Origin of the sequence: Leucobacter sp. CX87 (genome assembly GCF_018682295.1) — a bacterium.
In the GTDB taxonomy this organism is placed as follows: Bacteria; Actinomycetota; Actinomycetes; order Actinomycetales; family Microbacteriaceae; genus Cx-87.
The window spans coordinates 159,956-177,779 of the sequence record NZ_JAFIRI010000004.1 but is presented as its reverse complement, the minus strand read 5'-3'; the positions used below and the strand labels follow the sequence as shown (position 1 = coordinate 177,779).

Annotated in this window: 15 protein-coding genes; 6 read left to right on the top strand and 9 right to left on the bottom strand. The window is 65.2% G+C overall.

Features of this window, described 5'->3' with window-relative positions:
* Window positions 1-12: 12 nt before the first annotated feature.
* On the bottom strand, window positions 13-1,203 hold the full coding sequence (locus KOE53_RS06325; RefSeq protein WP_188057816.1) for an FAD-dependent oxidoreductase: 1,191 nt from the start codon (window positions 1,201-1,203) through the stop codon (window positions 13-15).
* Window positions 1,204-1,338: 135 nt separating this feature from the next.
* Here KOE53_RS06325 and KOE53_RS06320 point away from each other — a divergent pair, with 135 nt between their 5' ends.
* The 4 genes from KOE53_RS06320 (at window position 1,339) to KOE53_RS06305 (ending at window position 5,193) form a co-directional block, all read left to right on the top strand.
* A complete protein-coding gene (locus KOE53_RS06320) occupies window positions 1,339-1,551 on the top strand; it encodes a heavy-metal-associated domain-containing protein (protein WP_188045123.1) in 213 nt (70 codons plus the stop codon).
* 74 nt (window positions 1,552-1,625) lie between these two features.
* The gene (locus KOE53_RS06315) at window positions 1,626-2,585 is read left to right on the top strand and encodes a DUF8832 domain-containing protein (protein WP_188057815.1); all 960 of its coding nucleotides are present in this window, start codon (window positions 1,626-1,628) and stop codon (window positions 2,583-2,585) included.
* A 50-nt stretch (window positions 2,586-2,635) separates the two neighbouring features.
* Complete coding sequence (locus KOE53_RS06310; RefSeq protein ID WP_188057814.1) at window positions 2,636-4,951, top strand: heavy metal translocating P-type ATPase; 2,316 nt, start codon at window positions 2,636-2,638, stop codon at window positions 4,949-4,951.
* A gap of 29 nt (window positions 4,952-4,980) precedes the next feature.
* Window positions 4,981-5,193 (top strand): YHS domain-containing protein, encoded by a 213-nt coding sequence (locus KOE53_RS06305; RefSeq protein ID WP_188045120.1) that lies wholly within the window; start codon window positions 4,981-4,983, stop codon window positions 5,191-5,193.
* 78 nt (window positions 5,194-5,271) lie between these two features.
* Here KOE53_RS06305 and KOE53_RS06300 read toward each other — a convergent pair whose 3' ends face one another.
* Window positions 5,272-5,646, bottom strand: a complete 375-nt coding sequence (locus KOE53_RS06300; RefSeq protein ID WP_188057813.1) for a cupin domain-containing protein — start codon at window positions 5,644-5,646, stop codon at window positions 5,272-5,274.
* Between the two features lie 123 nt (window positions 5,647-5,769).
* Between KOE53_RS06300 and KOE53_RS06295 the strand changes: the two genes are divergently transcribed.
* Together KOE53_RS06295 and KOE53_RS06290 are read left to right on the top strand one after the other, a co-directional pair.
* Entirely contained in the window at window positions 5,770-6,843 is a 1,074-nt protein-coding gene (locus tag KOE53_RS06295; protein WP_188057812.1) for a cation diffusion facilitator family transporter, read from the top strand.
* Between the two features lie 131 nt (window positions 6,844-6,974).
* Window positions 6,975-7,700 (top strand): GntR family transcriptional regulator, encoded by a 726-nt coding sequence (locus KOE53_RS06290; RefSeq protein ID WP_188045117.1) that lies wholly within the window; start codon window positions 6,975-6,977, stop codon window positions 7,698-7,700.
* A gap of 24 nt (window positions 7,701-7,724) precedes the next feature.
* On the opposite strand, the gene KOE53_RS06285 is transcribed toward KOE53_RS06290, so the two are convergent.
* The 7 genes from KOE53_RS06285 to KOE53_RS06255 all read right to left on the bottom strand — a co-directional run bounded on the left by KOE53_RS06285 (window position 7,725) and on the right by KOE53_RS06255 (window position 17,753).
* Window positions 7,725-8,828 (bottom strand): alanine racemase, encoded by a 1,104-nt coding sequence (locus KOE53_RS06285; protein ID WP_188057811.1) that lies wholly within the window; start codon window positions 8,826-8,828, stop codon window positions 7,725-7,727.
* A gap of 98 nt (window positions 8,829-8,926) precedes the next feature.
* Window positions 8,927-10,417 (bottom strand): aldehyde dehydrogenase family protein, encoded by a 1,491-nt coding sequence (locus KOE53_RS06280; protein ID WP_206348584.1) that lies wholly within the window; start codon window positions 10,415-10,417, stop codon window positions 8,927-8,929.
* Between the two features lie 32 nt (window positions 10,418-10,449).
* The gene (locus KOE53_RS06275; RefSeq protein ID WP_223159865.1) at window positions 10,450-11,757 is read right to left on the bottom strand and encodes an NAD(P)/FAD-dependent oxidoreductase; all 1,308 of its coding nucleotides are present in this window, start codon (window positions 11,755-11,757) and stop codon (window positions 10,450-10,452) included.
* A 78-nt stretch (window positions 11,758-11,835) separates the two neighbouring features.
* Window positions 11,836-13,350 (bottom strand): ABC transporter substrate-binding protein, encoded by a 1,515-nt coding sequence (locus KOE53_RS06270; RefSeq protein ID WP_188057810.1) that lies wholly within the window; start codon window positions 13,348-13,350, stop codon window positions 11,836-11,838.
* 59 nt (window positions 13,351-13,409) lie between these two features.
* Window positions 13,410-14,084 (bottom strand): HAD-IA family hydrolase, encoded by a 675-nt coding sequence (locus KOE53_RS06265; RefSeq protein WP_241095471.1) that lies wholly within the window; start codon window positions 14,082-14,084, stop codon window positions 13,410-13,412.
* Between the two features lie 22 nt (window positions 14,085-14,106).
* Complete coding sequence (locus KOE53_RS06260) at window positions 14,107-16,023, bottom strand: ABC transporter permease subunit (RefSeq protein WP_188057809.1); 1,917 nt, start codon at window positions 16,021-16,023, stop codon at window positions 14,107-14,109.
* A gap of 77 nt (window positions 16,024-16,100) precedes the next feature.
* Window positions 16,101-17,753, bottom strand: a complete 1,653-nt coding sequence (locus KOE53_RS06255; protein ID WP_188057808.1) for an ATP-binding cassette domain-containing protein — start codon at window positions 17,751-17,753, stop codon at window positions 16,101-16,103.
* Window positions 17,754-17,824: the final 71 nt, after the last annotated feature.

Genomic DNA, 17,824 nt, shown 5'->3' with positions numbered 1-17,824 from the left:
CACTGACCGACATTAGGCCCCGCTCCCGATTCCTGCCGCGAGACGGACAAGCGCCGCCCCGGCGTTGTACCCCGCAACCCCGGCACGCGAGCCGTCGCGGTGCAGGTGTTCAGTGAGCAGCCCTTCTGGCCGGAACGAGGGTTCGAGCTCGAGCGCAGCGGCGGCGTCCCGCTCACTCCCCTGAGCCGGCCGGATCCCTCGCGCCGCGATGACCGTGCCATACACCTGCAGCGTGAACCCCGACCGAGGCAGATAGGCGCCCGGATCTTCCGCTCCCTGCAGATCATGCAGGATGGTGCGCGCGGCGTGCGCGCCCTGCGCTGCGGCGTCGTCCCAGTGGTCGATGCGCATCGGCGACCCATCGATCGACAGCACCGCGGCGCTCCCCGCGGCGTAGACCGAGGTGGCGCCTACGACGCGCAACGCCAGGTCCACCCGAATCCCGCCTGCCACTTGGGCCCAGTCTGTGGCCGGCACGGTTCCCTGCGCGACGACAAGCGCATCGACATCCTCTCGAGTCCCGTCACCCAGCGTCAGCGTCACGGCCCGCGCACCGCGCCCGGGTTCAACCGCGACAAGGTCACTGCCAAAGCGTGCGTCGACCCGATCGCGGTGCAGCTCTGCAAGTTGCTCCGCAATACGCCTGCCGACCGCGGCCCGAAGCGGCTGGGCGGAACGTCCGAGCAGCAGGACTTGGGAGCCGGCCGCACTGAAGTGGCTGGCGACCTCGGCACCGATGAACCCCGAGCCGAGGATCGCGATGCGCGTCCGTGCAGGGTCGGGAAGCGCTGCACGCAGGGCCAGTGCGTCAGCCGCGGTGTGGAGCTGGTAGACCCGGCTGCCGCGAGCGACCGTTGTCGCCGGGCCGAGGCCGCGCGGCACGCTTCCACTCGCCAGCACGAGTGCGTCGGCGCGAAGCTCGCGGCCGTCGGCGAGCGTCACGTTGCGCCGAGCCATGTTGAGGCCGACCGCGCGACCGGCGATGAGGTCGACCCCGGCCACAGGATGCAACTGAATCTGCTCGGGGGTCAGTAATCCCGGGAGCACGCCGGTGTCGACCAGAGTGCGGTTGATCGGTCGATCCGGCTCGGCGTCCAGCACGCGCACGGGTCCGTCGAATCCCTGCGTGCGCAGCTTCGCCGCACACGCGTGCCCGGCGGCGCCGCCGCCCACGATGAGCACCCCAGTTGCTGAATCTGACATTTTGCTCCTTCTGCATATTGGCTGGCAGTCACTCTTGCCAGGGATACCCCCCATGGGTATATAGTGACTGTAGCAATACCCCACTGGGGTATAAACCATCGCCGAAATATCGGCCCACACGCAGGAGGAACCATCATGGCAACCACTGAATTCCAGGTCACGGGTATGACGTGCGGCCACTGCGAAGGATCAATTCGCAGCGAAGTGAGCCAGATCCCCGGCGTCTCGAACATCGAGGTCAGCGCCGCCACCGGCCACCTCTCGGTCACCACGACCGGCGATCCCGTCGATACCGCGGCAGTGTTCGCGGCCGTCGAAGAGGCCGGCTACGAGGCCGCTACACGCTAATTGCCCACCCGCCGAGCGAGGCGCCTGGGAACCCCACCCAAGCGCCCCGCGGCACCAGATTGAGGATCCACCCCGTGAACACTCCCCTGCGACTCAGCCTCTATGGGATCGGCCTGGTCGCCGCCTTCGGCGCCGCTTTTGCCCTGTCAGGCGCGTTGACACCCGAGGCGGCCGTTGCCGATCGCGCGGCGGCCACCGAGGCCGCACACGGGACGGCCACCGAACACGGCGAGACCGCTACCGCAGTGACTGCGACCACCGAGTCCACCCGGGGGGTGACGCTCGCCTCAAATGGGCTGCAGCTCAGCCCCGTCGCCGCGCCCCACGCGATCGGCGAGGATGGAAAGCTCAGCTTCTCAGTCACGGACGCGAGCGGCGAGCCGGTGCTCGAGTACGTCGAAGAACACGAGAAAGAACTGCACCTCATCGTGGTCCGCTCAGACGGGGCGGAATTCCGGCACGTCCACCCGACGCTTGACACGGCTGGCACCTGGTCGCTGCCGTGGAGCTGGGACGCCGCCGGCAGTTACCGCGTCTTCGCCGACTTCGTTCCCGCCGGCTCGGAGAACCCCGTCACCCTGACCCGCACGGTAGAGGTGGCTGGCGAGTTCGCCCCAGCAGACTCCCACGACACCTCACGCGAGGCCAAGGTTTCGGGCTTCGACGTCAGCCTCGAGGGCGACCTCCTCGTGGGGTCTGCCTCCACGCTGACGCTCTCCGTTTCGCGCGACGGAAAGCCCGTCACCACGATGGAGCCCTACCTCGGCGCGTTCGGCCACTTGGTCGCCCTCCGCGAGGGAGACCTTGCCTATCTGCACGTGCACCCCGAGGGCGCAGAGCCCACCCCGGGTGAGAATTCCGGCCCCGAGGTCGTCTTCGCGAGCGAAGCTCCCACTGCCGGCCGGTACTTCCTGTACTTCGACTTCCAGGTCGACGGAAAGGTGTATTCGGCTCCGTTCATCGTTGACGCCGCCCCAGCGGCCGCGGGTGCGAGCGAACCAGTCGAAGAGGAAGCTCACGACGAGGGTCATTAGCAACTCCCGGTCACTTACCCCTGCACTCTTCAGCGACAAGGACACCACTGATGTCGACGACTCAGACACCCGATACCCCGACCCACAGCTATGACCTTGAGATCGGCGGCATGACCTGCGCGTCATGTGCGCTGCGCATCGAGAAAAAGCTCAACAAGCTCGACGGCGTCGAGGCCTCCGTCAACTACGCAACGGAGAAGGCGAAAATTGTCGCTCCGGAGGGGTTCGATCCGAACTTGCTCATCGCGGAAGTCGAGAAGACCGGCTATTCGGCCGCCCTGCCCCAGCCGAAGGCGTCCGCAGCAGGCGACGCGATCGCTACCGATGAGGGCGAGGCTCCAGACACCGAGCTGATCGCACTGCGCCAGCGCCTGATCGGGTCAATCGTGCTGTCGGTACCCGTCATCTTGATGGCGATGATCCCTGCGCTGCAGTTCGACTATTGGCAGTGGGCCTCACTCACTCTTGCGGCACCCGTCATCGTCTGGGCCGCATGGCCGTTCCACCGTGCTGCCTGGACGAATCTCAAGCACGGCACCGCGACGATGGACACACTGGTGTCCGTCGGCACGGGCGCCGCGTTCCTGTGGTCGCTCTACGCGCTCTTCCTCGGCACTGCGGGCGAACCCGGCATGACACACGCATTCGAGCTCTCGATCAGCCCCACGGACGGGGCCGGCAACATCTACCTCGAGGTCGCCGCCGGCGTCACCATGTTCATCCTCGCCGGCCGCTACTTCGAAAAGCGCTCCAAGCGTCAGGCCGGGGCGGCACTGCGCGCCCTCCTCGAGCTCGGCGCGAAAGATGTCGCGGTGATGCAAGACGGCAGCGAGGTGCGGATCCCGATCGAGCAGCTTGCCGTGGGCGACGAGTTCATCGTCCGACCTGGGGAGAAGATCGCGACGGACGGCGTCATCGTCTCGGGTATGTCAGCGATTGACGCCTCTATGCTCACCGGCGAGTCGGTTCCCGTCGAGGCTGGACCGGGCGACGCCGTCACCGGCGCCACCGTCAACGCGAGCGGCCGCATCGTGGTGCGCGCCACCCGAGTCGGCACCGACACGCAGCTCGCCCAGATGGCACAGCTGGTCGAGGACGCGCAATCAGGCAAGGCCGACGTGCAGCGCCTCGCTGACCGAGTGTCAGGAATCTTTGTCCCGATCGCGATCGCCATCGCCGTTGTCACCCTCGGCGCCTGGCTCGGCGCCGGGTTCCCCGTCGCCTCGGCATTCACGGCGGCAGTCGCAGTTCTCATCATCGCGTGCCCCTGCGCCCTCGGCCTCGCGACCCCGACCGCCCTCTTGGTCGGCACCGGTCGCGGCGCGCAGCTCGGCATCCTTATCAAGGGGCCCGAGGTCCTGGAATCGACCCGTAAGGTCGACACCATCGTGCTCGACAAGACCGGCACCGTCACGACCGGCAAGATGACGCTGATCGACGCGATCCCCGCCGTGGGGACGTCGCGCGAGGACCTGCTGCGCCTGGCAGGCGCGATCGAGGACGCCTCGGAGCACCCGATCGCGCAGGCCATCGCCAAGGGCGCCACCGAGGCCCTCGACATCGTCCTCCCCGCCATCGAAGACTTCCGCAACGTCGAGGGCAAGGGGGTCACGGGTATCGTGGACGGACACGCCGTCCTCGTCGGACGCCAATCGCTGCTCGACGACTGGTCGGTTGCGGCCGATCCCGAGCTGCAGGCAGCGAAGGACGCCGCCGAGCAGCAGGGCCGCACCGCCGTACTCGTGGCGTGGGACGGCGAGATCCGGGGCCTCATCACTGTCGCCGACCGGGTGAAGCCGACGAGCGCCGAGGCGATCCGCCAGTTCCACGCACTCGGCCTCACGCCGATCCTGCTCACCGGCGACAATGAGACGGTGGCTCGCCAGATCGCCGCAGAGGTGGGCATCGAGCGCGTCGTTGCCGAGGTGCTGCCGAGTGACAAGGCAGACGTTATTCGGAAGCTGCAGGCAGAAGGTCGCGTCGTCGCGATGGTGGGCGACGGCGTGAACGATGCCGCAGCTCTCGCCCAGGCCGATCTTGGCCTTGCGATGGGTACGGGCACGGACGCCGCCATCGAGGCGTCCGACATCACCCTGGTGCGCGGCGATCTCCGCAGCGCGGCCGACTCGATCCGGCTCTCTCGCCGCACCCTCGGAACCATCAAGGGAAACCTGTTTTGGGCCTTCGCCTACAACGTTGCCGCGATTCCGCTGGCGGCACTTGGCCTGCTCAACCCCATGCTCGCCGGCGCGGCGATGGCGTTCTCGAGCGTCTTCGTTGTCGGTAACAGCCTCCGCCTGCGCTCCTTCAAGAGCCACGCGGTGGATTCGCAGTCGTCGAAGACGACAGTCCACGTCGGCGCATAGCCGCATCGACACCCACGAAAGGAATCACCATGTGCGAGGCACACAACCACGCGTCCACCACCGAGGCCGAGGTCTCAGACACCGCCGAATGTCCCGTGATGCGCGGGAACTTCGTGAACAAGGAGGAAGCGGTCGCGCAGAATCTCTTCCGCGACTACCAGGGTGAGCGCTACTACCTGTGCTGCGCCGCCTGCGGACCGCTCTTTGATGCGGACCCCGAGAAGTACCTGGCCAAGGCGTAAGTATCGGTAAAAAATGAGGTCGGCCCCGGAGTGTGCGCTCCGGGGCCGACCTCATTTCCGCATGCCTGCGCGTGAGGTCTATTCTGCGTGAGCCGCGAGCGCCGCGAACGGGATGGTGACCCAACTCTTGCGCAGCGTCTCATGGACCTCCCACGAACCGGTCCAGCCCTCGGGCGTCACGAACAGCGACCCAGGGCCGACCTCGAAGGTCGTGCCGTCGGGCTCGGTGATCGTCGCCCGGCCCATCACGATCTGGCACATCTCGTGGTAACGCGGCCGCGTGCTGGCGAACGTTCCGGGAGTGACCTCCCAGACGCCCGACCGGATTCCCTCGGGCGACTCCCACACGGTCCGCGACGATTCGGTCTGCCCGGCAATCTCGGCGGTCGCCTTTGCCTTGTGCTCGCCAGCCTCGCAGGTCGTCACATCGTTGATCACAATCGCCTTGGTCATACGCTCTGTCTCCTTTGAATTCGCACGGCACCGTCGCCGAGCGTGGCGGAACTCCGCCCGATTCAATGATCCCAACACGATTGAAGGATTGTCAACAATTTACAATCCTGTTATCGTGGGCACATGACCTCCAAAAATTCCGTGGGCACTCCGCAGGATCGCAATGACGCGCACTCCCTCGACGATCACAGCCACGAGCACGACCACAGCCACGGCGCCGAGTTCAGCGACGGCCACCCCGCCCGCCCCGAGGCGCAAGACGGCGGCGGTCACGGCCACGACCACAGCCACGGCCTGGACGGCCACGCGACGTCAGGCGGCAAGCACCGCAAGAAGCTGGTGATCGTCCTCAGCATCACCGCAACGATCTTCATCGTGCAACTCATCGGCGCGTACATCTCGGGATCGCTTGCGCTGCTCGCCGACGCGGGTCACATGCTCACCGACGCGACCGGCGTACTCATCGCCCTGATCGCGACATTTGTTGCCGCGCTACCCGCGACCTCGAAGCGCACCTTCGGCCTGATGCGCATCGAGGTCCTCTCCGCGATGATTAACGGCATCGTCCTCAGCGTCATCTGCGTCGTGATCGTCTACAGCGCGATCCAGCGCATCGGAAGCGACGTTGAAATCGAGACCGGCCCAATGCTCATCGCCGCCATTATCGGCGCGGTCGCGAACGTCATCTCTCTCTTGATCCTGCAGTCGGGCCAAAAGGAGAGCATCAATATCCGCGGCGCCTACCTGGAGGTTCTGGGCGACCTCATCGGCTCGGGTGCGGTCATTGTGGCCGGATTCATCATCATGTTCACCGGGTGGAACTGGGTTGACCAGGTGGCCGCCTTCGCGATCGCGCTCCTCATCGCCCCCCGCGCCTACAGCCTTCTCAAGGACGTCGTCCACATCCTGATGGAAAGCACGCCGAAGGACGTCGACCTCGACCAGACCCGCGAACACCTGCTCTCGGTGCCCGGCGTGCAAGAGGTGCATGACCTGCACGCTTGGACGATTACCTCCGGCGTCAACGCCCTCTCGGCGCACGTCGTTATTGACGAGCAGGATCTCGACTCTCGCGGCTACCACAAAATTCTCGACGAGCTCCACACCTGCATCAGCGAGCATTTCGACACCAGTCACTGCACGCTGCAACTCGAACCGGTTCCACACGCCGAACACGAGCACAGCCTGCACCCGTAGGCCCAAATATTCCCGTCACTTCGTAGGTCTTGCACAGCATCCACCACAGTGGCGGGAATATTGTCTACAATGCGACAATAATCACTGTGGTGGAATGGCACCATCCTCACTGAAGCTTCTCGGAGGCACCCATGAATGGCGTAAACGCACTGTCCGCGATCACGAGTCGGCCCACGGCCGTGGTGATTGCCGATCAGCTTCGCGAGAGCATCATTGAGGGCGCCTTCGCGCCGGGCGATCAGATCAACGAAGCCCAGGTCGCGAGCCAGCTGAATGTCTCGCGCGGTCCGGTCCGTGAGGCCCTGCACCGTCTCGTCCAAGAGGGACTGCTGCTCGCGCGCCCCAATCGCGGCGTCTTCGTCCAAGAACTCAGCGTGCGAGATGTTGCCGAGGTGTACGAGGCGCGCGAGGTCATCGAGTGCGCCGCCGCCGAGATCATCACAAAACTCGAGCCTGAGCGGCGAAACGCGCTTGCCGACAGCCTCGAGTCCGTCATCGATCGAATGTCCGTCGCACTCGCGAAAGACGACTGGGCCGGTCTTGGACGCATCGACCTGGAATTCCACACCGAGCTCGTCGCTGACTCAGGAAACACGCGCCTAGTGCGCGCCTATGCCACCCTGGCCACCGAAGCGCTCATCTGCCTGAGGCATTTTCCTGGAGCGTACCCGAAGCCCGATCGCGTGGTCGCTGGGCACCGCGAGATCTCTGACCTCTTGCGCAGCGGCGATATGACCGAGCTGCACCTCGTGCTCCACCGTCACCTGTCACTCAACGACTACCCGCTACACACGCACGATGCCGACGGTTCACTGCGCCACGGCCGTGACGAGGCCCACGAAGCGGCGCGCGTATAACGGGCGCAGCGCCCACTTTCGCCGCTAGTTCAATTGCCCCTGGGCCGCGACACGCCATCGCCCGTGGAAGGTGCCGTAGCTGTCAGTGATGATGAGCTCTTCGACCGCGTTGACCACCGGGCAGACGTGATGCGGCACTACCGCGATCCGGTCTCCGACAGTCGGGCGCTCGCCCCCGATTGGCAGCTCGAGAAATCCGTGATATTCGTTGAGCTTCGCCAGCACACCATCGAAGCTGGGGACCTGACCGAAGCCGCGCTCGGGGCTACCCTCGCGGGCGAGCGCTTTCGTTCCGGCGTCGATGATGACGTGCCGGTGACCCTGATCGCTGACCACCGTACTCGCGACAAAGAGGCCGATCTGGCCGGTCTCGCAGTCTCCCAACCGCGCGTTGTCGTAGTCGTTGAATACGTACTCCCCCGGGCGAATCTCGGTGATCACCGGGTCAGTGCTGTACGCCGCGGTCGGCGTCGATGCGGCGCTGACGACGTATGCTTCAAGACCTACATTCGCGAACGATGCGACCGCACGGCGCAACGCGTCGGCCTGATCGGCGGCAGCGGCTTCACGGGCCCCCAGCCTGCCCCCGTGGCCCGGGTACGTGAACACGCCGAGCGGCTCAAGGCCGCGCGACTGCGCGTGCGCCGCGAGGGCCCCCGCGGCTTCCGGGGGTACGCCCGAGCGCCCTGCACCGCAGTCCACCTCGATCACGACACCGAGCAGGCCAACGAGTTCACCCATTGCGGCCGCGAGCTGATCGATGGCGGCGATACTCTCTGCCCCTACGCTCAGCTGCGTCTCCTGCGCCAGCCGTTGCAGGCGCTCAGCCTTGGCGCCGCCCGCCCACAGGGGGTAGGCCAGAAAAATGTCCGCGCAGCCGTCTTCGGCGAAGATCTCTGCCTCGCTCAGGTTTCCGGCAGTTAAACCGATGGCGCCAGCCTCGAGCTGCATTCGTCCGATCTCGAGGCACTTGTGCGTCTTCACGTGCGGGCGCAGGTCCTTGCCGTGAGCATCGGCAAACTCTTGCATGCGCGCAATGTTGTCGTCGACCACGTCGATCAACACGATCGGCGCCGGAGTGCTGATCTGATCACCCAGCCGCTCAATCACCTGAGGGAATTGCTGCATGCGCGTCCTCCAACTCTGCGCAGTCGATATCGCGACGGGGCGCGGGGCCGCGTGTGCTCCCCCGGCCCCGGCCTCACACCATACTTCGCCCGGTGGGCTCAGCCCAGTCGACTGATGATGACGTTCTTTGGTTCGCTCATCTCACGGACCGCGCTCGCGACGCCCTCACGACCGACGCCGGACCGCTTCGAGCCGCCAAACGGCATCGAGTCGATACGGAAGTCGCTCGTCTCGTTGATGAGCACACTGCCTACGTGCAGGCGCTCCACCGCGTACATCGCTGTGGCCATCGACGCGGTGTAGATGCCGGCCTGCAGGCCGAAATCGGTGTCGTTCACCCGGTCAAGCGTGCGATCAAAGTCGTCAAAGGGCAGGATCGACACGATAGGTCCGAATATCTCGTCGTGGAGCACGCGCGCGCGTTCGGGAACATCGACCAGCACGGTGGGGGTAAAGAAGGCCCCGCGACGCTCGCCACCAATGGCGACGCGCGCGCCGTCGGCGATCGACTCGGCCACCCAGTCCGCCATGCGCTGCGCCTCGCGTTCAGAGATCAGTGGCCCGACGTCGGTCGCGGTATCTTTCTTCGAGCCGACAACGAGCTTCGCGGTACCCGCAAGCACCTGTGCGACGAGTTCGTCGTAGCGGCTGCGGTGCACGAAGACGCGCTGCACGGACAGGCAATTCTGCCCGGCGACTCCGAAGGCGCCGTCGACGATTCCGGCGGCGGCGGCCGACACGTCGCCGTCCTCACAGACGACGACGGCATTGTTGCCGCCCAACTCCATCAGCATTTTTCGTGCACCGGCAATACGCGCGAGCGCGTCGCCGGTGACCGGTCCCCCGGTGAACGAGACGGCCGCCACGCGCGGGTCGCTCACCAGCGCCGTGCCCGCCTCCCGCCCTGTAACGAGGACCGCCATCCGCTTTGCCGGCATGCCGGCCCGCAGCAGAATATCAACGAGCGCCAATGCCGACAGTGGCGTCGTCTGCGCCGGCTTAAGCACGATCGCGTTGCCGGCGATCAGGCCGGGACCGATCTTGTGCGCGACCAGGTTCATCGGGTCGTTGAACGGGGTGATTGCGGCGATGACACCAAGCGGCACACGACGGTTCCACCCAATCTTTCCCGCACCCCGGGGCGTATCGGCAAGAGGCAGGGTTTCGCCCTCCAACAAGTGCGCCGAGGCCGCCGAGAGTCGCAGCGTCTCAGCGGTGCGAGCCGCCTCTCGCGTCGCTTCGGTGATCGTTTTACTGCTCTCTGCTGAGATGATCCGCGCGAGCCGATCTGCTTCGTCGCGGACGATGGCCGCCGCACGCTCGAGTGTCTCTCGTCGCTCCCACAGTTCCCACGGGTCCTCCCGCAGGCTCCGCTCCACTCCAGCTACGGCGCGGTCCATGTCGTGCACGTCGCCGACGTACACGTGAGCGATGAGGCTGTCGTCCTCAGGGTCGGTCACCGCGAGCGAAAGCTCACTGGTGATCCACTTCCCGTCGATATATGCACCACCGGGGATACGACGCTCTTCCAAGCCGGGCTCAAACCCGACCTGGGGCATCTCGACGGTTTCACACATACAGGTACTCATCGCTCACGTTCTCCTTCGTCGGTTCTCGGCTACTAGCTCAGCTTGTCTTGCAGGGCGTAATAGGCCCCGCCAACCGGAAGGTGCAAAGCCGGATTTCCGAAGTAGCCGGGAATCCAGGGGTTCTTCAAGTCGCCCCAGACGTTCGCCGACGGGTTGCCCGTAATCACCTCGGTCATAACCTTGCCCATGTAGGTCGCCATCTGCACGCCATGACCCGAGTAGTTGAGCGAGTAGTACAGGCCCTTGTGCTGGCCGGCGTGCACCATCTGGTCCATCGAAATGTCAACCAGCCCGCCCCACATGTAGTCAATGCGTGCGTTCTTCGTCTGAGGGAAGATGTAGTGCATCGCCTTCTTCAAGATCTCGCCGCTCTCGCGATCCTGCGAGGGATCAGACAGTGCAAAGCGTGCGCGACCACCAAAAAGCAGGCGGTTGTCCGGCGTAATCCGGAAGTAGTAGATGAAGTTCTTGCTATCCGACGCCATGCGACGGTTCGGCATCAGCTCATCAACGAGCTCCTGGGGCAGCGGCTCAGTCACCACGATGAAGCTTCCCACCGGGATCACCCGTCGCTGCTGCCAGCCGAAGGGCTTGCCGGTGTACCCGCTCGTGCCGAGCACGACGCTGCCCGCGCGAATGTTCCCGCGAGTGGTCTTGAGGTCGTGCACGGTGCCACTGCCGATGCGGGTGAGGTCATACACCTCCGCCTTCTCGTGAATGGTCGCGCCTTCTTCGAGGGCGAGACGTCCGAGCTCGTGGCCGAACTTGCCGACGTGCATGCCGGCGCCCAGGGGGTCGACCATGGCGCCGTGATACACGTCAGAGCCGATCTCAGAGTGAATATTCGCCTTGTCGACAAGCTTCACCGGCTGCCCCACGAGCCGCTTGAGGGCCTCGGCGGTCTGCTTCATCCCCTCGAAGTGGGACTCTTTCCAGGCCAGGTTCATCTTGCCGGTGCGCGCGTAGTCAACCTGCAAGTCGTTGTCCTTGACGAGGTTCTCGATGAGGTCGATCGCGTCGTTGTACTCGGTGAAGTACTTGACCGCTCGTTCCTCGCCGTAGCGCTTGATCGCGTTGCGGAAGCCGATCGCGAGACCGGTGGTCGCCATGCCGCCGTTGCGACCTGATGCACCCCAGTTGACCGTGTTTGCTTCGAGGACAGCGACCGACTTGCCGGCGCGTGCCGCGTGGTAGGCCGTCGACAGTCCGGTAAACCCGGCGCCGACAACGGCGACATCGACCTCCTTGGGAATATCGGTCTGGGTGTAGTCACCGCTCGGCGTCGAAGTATCGAGCCAGTAGGAGTGCATCTTCACGTTCGGGTGCTCCGTCTTCTTCATGTGTGTTGCGTAATCTGGTGGCCGAGGCCGGGGGCCGGGCGGAAGCGCGGTGGCTTCCGACCGGCCGAGGTGCGTGTACTACTTCACTCGCGTGGTGTACTCGGTGATGAGGCGACGCTCAAGCGGGTCACGTACGAGGTCGGTGAATGTTCCGGCCTCGCCCTGCACGACGCGCTCGTGCACGAGCGGCACGACGGCATCGAGCTGCAGGATCGCGGCTTCCGCGTCCATCGTCGCCTGCTGACGCTCTTCGCCCGCGGGGATCTGCAGGCTCGCCTTGATGAGGGCATCGACGTCAGCGTTGCAGAGCTGGGCGACGTTGTATCCGCCGTCGCAGGTGAAATCCTGCGCGAGGAACGAGAGCGGATCGCCCGTGTCAAGCATCGTGCCGCGGGAGTAGATCACAGCGTCAAAGCCCGGGTTCAGCATTTCTTCTTCCATGTTGACGTACTCGCGAACGTCCTGCGTCACGACGAAGCCTGCATCTTCGAGCTGCTTTTCGAGCTGCACCGCAATCTCGGGGTTCTCCGCACGATCCGTGTAGGTGGCGAGGGTGATTGCAATGCCGTCGACCTTGGCCGGGGCTACGCCCGATTCGACGTCACCGCGCATCGGCTCTGCCCACGGGATCGCCGGGCCGAGCAGGCCGGTGGACGGGTCCGCCTGGCCCTCGTACACCGTCTCCACGATGGCCTGCGGGTCAATCGCTGCACGAGCTGCTGCCCGCACGGCCGGGTCGGCGAAGGGGCCGGTCGTGTTGTTCATGGTCATGATGGTCGAGCGCGGCATGAAGACCTCATTCACCATCTCGGGGTCAAGGAGGGTGACCTGCGAGACCGGAATGGTCTCGGCAACGTCCGCGGTGCCCGCGCGAAGGGCGCCGGCGCGTGCCGCACCATCGGGGACGAACGAAACGTCAATGCCCGAAGCGAGGGCGACATCGCCCCAGTAGTCCTCGTAGCGGTCGAGGGTCGCGGTCGTCGTGCCCTGCACGTCCACGAGCTCGAAGGGGCCGGTGCCGGTGCCAACGGGGGTCACCGTGCCGTCTTCGAGGTACGCGGCGTCAGAGAAGACCGAGAGCTGTGGGCTGGCGAAGCGGTTGGTGAGCAGCGGGTCAGGCACGTCGGTCGTGACCGTGAGCTCGTAGTCGCCGGTGGCCTCGGTCGTGACCGATATGCCCTTGAGGGCACGCGGCGGGGTCGTCGCGGACGCCGCCTGGTCAAAGGTGTTCTTCGCTGCTGCCGCATCGAATGGGGTTCCGTCGTGGAAGGTGACGTCGTCACGCAACGTGAAGATCCAGGTCAGCTCATCGACCTGCTCCCATTCGGTGGCGAGCAACGGTTCGATCTCGAGGTTTTCATTTAGCCGAACGAGGGTCTCGCCGGTGCTCCAGCGCGAGAGCTTTGCGACGTCGTCACTGAAGGGGTTCAGGGCCGCCGTGGGTGGCTGCATCATGACGAGCTCGATGCGGTCATTGCCTCCCCCTTCGCCGCCTGCGGCGTTGCTGCCGCCGGCGCATCCGGTCATGACGAGGGTGATGCTTGCGGCGATGGCGATCGTCGTCGCAACTTTGGGACCAAACGTTGTGCGCATGCGTGGGACCTTTCTTGAAGAACTGATGTCTGCTGGATTCCCCGGTGGGGATCAGCGCACTACTTGATGCCGAGCGCCTCGTTGACCTCGTCGAGCGAGGTCACTCGCTGCGCGCCATATTCGGGAATGTCGATGTCGTACCCACGGTCCAGGTAGACCTTGTTGTGGAAGCCCAGCAGTTCCATGGGGACGTGGTCATACAGGTGGTGTGAGGAAATGTGGAGGAAGTCTTCGGGCTGCGCGTCCAGTTCTGCGAGCATGTGTTCGAATGCCTGGAAACGAGGCTTGTAGGCCCCGGTCTGCTCGGCAGTGATGACTGCGTGGAAGGGTGCGCCGAGGCGGGGGATGAAGGCGTTCAGGTGGCGGTCATCGGCGTTCGAGAGACCCACCAGCGGGAAGTGATCCGCCATCTTGGCGAGGGGCTCGAGTACGTCCGGGTGTGCGCCCCAGCTCAGCACGTCCTGCTGCACGGTGGCCACTTGCTCGTCAGTGATCTCCAGGCCAAAGCGCGCGGCGGTCCGGCGAAATGAGCGCTCCAGAATCTGATCGTATGGACGATATTCCATGATCTCGTCGTAGCGGTCGAGGCTGAACTTACTGAAGAACGCCTCCAGCTGCTCGCCGTCCAGGCGGTCAGCAATCATGGGCTCAACCGTCTTGCGCATCTCGAAGTAGATGAGCGTGCCGATGATGTCGAACGAGATGTACTTGGGGCGAGGAATTTCCAGGGACACTGAGATGCCTTTCGTGGGGGTGCTAGCGAGAGTGTTTGGGAGTCGGTGCCGGCTCGACCTGAATCGGCGCCGTAGCGAGGACCGGAAGCGTGCTGCCCCCGGGGGTGAAGCCATTGCCCGCCGCGTCGATGCCCGCACCAAACTTGTTGCGGCCTCTGCGGAAGTCGAAACTCAGGCTCGAGAGGGAAACGGCGAAGATCGAAAGGAGCATGAGCGCGCCGGCCGGCACCAACACCACGAGGGGCGCTCGCTCGACGTAGGGCATGCCCTCGGCGAGCACCAGGCCCCAGTCGGACTGCGGCGGCTGCGGGCCCAGGCCCAAAAAGCCGAGGGCGGCCAACGCGAGCGCGATTCCAGGAAGGCGCAGACACGCGTGACGAAACACTGGGCCGATGACGCTCGGAAGTACGTAGCGGAGCATCATCCGCGTCTTTCCGACTCCGAGCACCGGCGCGATCTTGACGTGCGGTTGGGCTTTCACCTCTGACACGAGTGCGGCAGTGTGGGCCGCCAGCGGTGCCCAACTGACGGCGGCGACTGCTATGGCCGCGCCGAAGGACGACGGACCGAGCACCGCGGCAACGATCAGGCCAGCGATGATGGGCGGCGCCGCGTTCGTGATCTCGATCGGTCCGGCGCCAGCGTTGGGGAACATGCCTACGATGAGTCCCAGCACGAGACAGATGCCTGCGACGAGAACCCCAACACCCATGGTGGAGAGTGCGCCGTGCGAGATGCGGGCGAGAACATCGCGTCCACTGGCATCAGCGCCCAGCGGAAGCTCCCAACTCGGCGGCTGTAGACGGGTGTAATCGAGCGCGTAGGGGTCGCGAGGCAGGCCGGCGACCACGATGACGATGAGCAGCACGAGCATGACCGCGGGCAACACGAGCGCCCACTTCGAACTCGGGGTCTTGGGCACAGCCGCGGGCAGCGAGTTCGAGCGCAGTGCGGGGCCGAGCAGCACGCGCCGGAGCAGCGTAGCGCCGAGGCCCAGTAGCACGGCGAGCAGCATGAGGAGGATCACACCGGCTTGCAGCATCGGCAGGTCCTGCGACTGCACGGCCGCCAGGGTTGCCCGGCCTATGCCTGGAATTGCATATACCTGCTCGATCACCACGGCACCAGCCGTAATGCCGACGAGGATCAGTGACATAGGCGCGGTCACGGCGGGGAGCGTGCGACGAATAACGGCGAAGATGATGCGCGTCTTCGAGAAGCCCGCTACCTGCCAGGTGGCCACCCAGCGTTCGCTGAAGGTGTTCGCGAGGGCGTCGGAGAGCAGGCGTCCGAGGAAGCCGCCGGTGGGCAATCCCATGGACAGTGCCGGCAGGACGACGTAGCTGATGCCGCGCCACCCAAATGGAGGGAACCAACCGAGCCAGACGGCGAAGACGACCAGCAGCACGGAGGCGAGCAGGAACTCGGGCAGGGCGGTGAACGCGGCGGCAATTCCGCCTCCCGTCCGGTCGGACCGCCCGGCGAGGCCGCGCACGAAGGTCGGAATCGTCAGCAGTGCTCCGAGCACCACGGCGACCACCAGTGAGGCGAGCATGAGGGTCAGCGAGACGCCGAGCGCCGAGATCATCTCTGGCATGACGGGCTGGCGAGTTGTCCACGAGACGCCGAAGTCTCCCTGCACGGCGTTTCCGAACCAGGAGAAGAAGGCCCCCACTGGGCCACCGTTCAGCCCGAGTTCGAGGCGAATGGCCTCGAGCGCTTCGGGATCAATCGCGCCCTCTGAGTAGCGCGAGCGGTACACGGACGTGGCGATGTCGCGGCCGGAGAGAAGCGGCAGAATGCCCAGCATGAAGATCACCGCGAAGATGGTGATAATGCGCGACAGGGTCGAAATAATGGCCGCACGCGACGAGCCTGAGAGCGCGTTTCGACGTTGGGCGTTGCGCAGCGCGGGAACAGCCTGCGTAGATACCGACATCTGCTTTCCTTCCTCAAAGTATGTGCTGGGGTGGGCACCTGGACCGCTGGGTCGGGTACCGGGCTCGGTCGCCCTAGCTAGGCGGGAATCTCCAGGCCCTCCGGAACCATGTGGAGATTCGGGATGGCATCGAGCAGTTCCCGCGTACGCGGGTGACGCGGACTGGTGAGGAGCTGCTTCGTGGGCCGGTCTTCGACCACATCGCCGCCGTGCATCACGATGGTGCGCTCACAGAGGCTTGCCACCATCGAGAGGTCGTGGGACACCACGACAATTCCAGTGCCACGCTCTTGTGAGACCTGACGCATCAGGCTGACGATCGATTCGCGCATCGGAAGATCTAGGCCGCTGACCGGCTCGTCGGCCAGCAGGAAGTCGGGCCGCGTGGCGATGGCACGGGCGATCGCGAGGCGCTGGGCCTGGCCTCCCGAGAGCTCGTTCGCTCGGCGGTTCAAGAAACGATCGTCAAGGTTGACCGCGTGTAGCGCTTCACTCACCATCTCGTCGTGATTGCCCTGCACGCCGAGGCGCACCAGCGGCTCCTTGACGAGGCCCTGCACCGTCATGAGCGGATCGAGCGTGCTGGCCGGATCCTGGGGCACATACTGCACCTTGCGGCGGTACCACTTCAGCTGCTTCACCTCGGCGGGGTAGACCTCTTTGCCGGTGCAGACGATCGCGCCGGTGTCCGTTGATTCGAGAGCGAGCATGATGCGCAGCAGTGTCGTCTTGCCCGACCCCGAGACGCCGACGATGCCGACCCGCTCGCCGGCGCCGATGACCAAGCTGGTCAGGTTGAGGGCCGGCTTCATCTCGCGCGGAGCAAAGGGGCGCTTTCGGGGCATCGCGTACTCGCGGCTCACATTGGCGATATCGAAGAAGATTTTGCGCTCGAGCGCCGGGGCCTCGTGCTGCTCACGAAGTGCCGCGAGTTCATCGCGGAACTTCTCGATGTAGGGCTCGACGGTCGCGGAACGGGCCGCGCGGATGAGTTCGCGAGTGTAGGGGTTCCTGGGGGCGGCGAAAATCGAGTGGACGTTGCCGCGCTCGACGACATCACCGTCTTTCATGACAACCGCGTCGCTGCACAGCTCGGATGCGACGGCAAAGTCGTGCGTGATGAAGAGCAGCGCCGGGGTGTTCTGCCCCGCGGTGTACTTCTTCAGGACCTCCAACACGCGCTTCTGGGTGACGACGTCAAGCGCGGTCGTCGGTTCATCGGCCACCATCAGTCGGGTGTTGCACGCGAGGGCAAGTGCGATACAGACGCGCTGCCGCTGGCCGCCCGAGAGCTCGGCCGGGAATCGGTCAATGATGTTCTCTGGGTCGGGCAGACCCACCGACTCTGCGAGCTCTACGGCAAGCTCCAACGCATCGACACGAGACAGCCCCCGGTGGCGCCGCAACGGCTCAACCAGCTGCTCGCGCATACGCACCAGCGGGTTCAGGGCGACGGCGGAGTCTTGAAACACCATCGCTACGCGTGCATCGTTCGCGCGCTTCGAGGCGGGGACACCGAGCACCTCGATGCCGTTGACCTTGATGCTGCCCGAGGTCACGGCGTTGCGCGGCAACTGTCCAAGTACTGCGCTCGCGGTCAGAGACTTACCGGAACCGGACTCCCCGAGGAGGCAGACACGCTGACCCTGGCCCACGTGGAACGTGGTGCCATTCACAATGGCACGACCCCCAATGGAGATCTTGAGGTCGGTCACTTCGAGACTGTGCATTGGTGCTCCAGCATTCCGGGTGAGTCACGGCGGCGTTGCACGTGATAAATTTGAGGATAGGCAAAGCTCAT

Excerpts from the sequence above, each read along its gene's own strand:
- KOE53_RS06325 (WP_188057816.1), bottom strand. The coding sequence starts at position 1,203 with ATGTCAGATTCAGCAACTGGGGTGCTCATCGTGGGCGGCGGCGCCGCC.
- KOE53_RS06320 (WP_188045123.1), top strand. The coding sequence starts at position 1,339 with ATGGCAACCACTGAATTCCAGGTCACGGGTATGACGTGCGGCCACTGC.
- KOE53_RS06310 (WP_188057814.1), top strand. The coding sequence starts at position 2,636 with ATGTCGACGACTCAGACACCCGATACCCCGACCCACAGCTATGACCTT.
- KOE53_RS06305 (WP_188045120.1), top strand. The coding sequence starts at position 4,981 with ATGTGCGAGGCACACAACCACGCGTCCACCACCGAGGCCGAGGTCTCA.
- KOE53_RS06300 (WP_188057813.1), bottom strand. The coding sequence starts at position 5,646 with ATGACCAAGGCGATTGTGATCAACGATGTGACGACCTGCGAGGCTGGC.
- KOE53_RS06295 (WP_188057812.1), top strand. The coding sequence starts at position 5,770 with ATGACCTCCAAAAATTCCGTGGGCACTCCGCAGGATCGCAATGACGCG.
- KOE53_RS06290 (WP_188045117.1), top strand. The coding sequence starts at position 6,975 with ATGAATGGCGTAAACGCACTGTCCGCGATCACGAGTCGGCCCACGGCC.
- KOE53_RS06285 (WP_188057811.1), bottom strand. The coding sequence starts at position 8,828 with ATGCAGCAATTCCCTCAGGTGATTGAGCGGCTGGGTGATCAGATCAGC.
- KOE53_RS06280 (WP_206348584.1), bottom strand. The coding sequence starts at position 10,417 with ATGAGTACCTGTATGTGTGAAACCGTCGAGATGCCCCAGGTCGGGTTT.
- KOE53_RS06275 (WP_223159865.1), bottom strand. The coding sequence starts at position 11,757 with ATGAAGAAGACGGAGCACCCGAACGTGAAGATGCACTCCTACTGGCTC.
- KOE53_RS06270 (WP_188057810.1), bottom strand. The coding sequence starts at position 13,350 with ATGCGCACAACGTTTGGTCCCAAAGTTGCGACGACGATCGCCATCGCC.
- KOE53_RS06260 (WP_188057809.1), bottom strand. The coding sequence starts at position 16,023 with ATGTCGGTATCTACGCAGGCTGTTCCCGCGCTGCGCAACGCCCAACGT.
- KOE53_RS06255 (WP_188057808.1), bottom strand. The coding sequence starts at position 17,753 with ATGCACAGTCTCGAAGTGACCGACCTCAAGATCTCCATTGGGGGTCGT.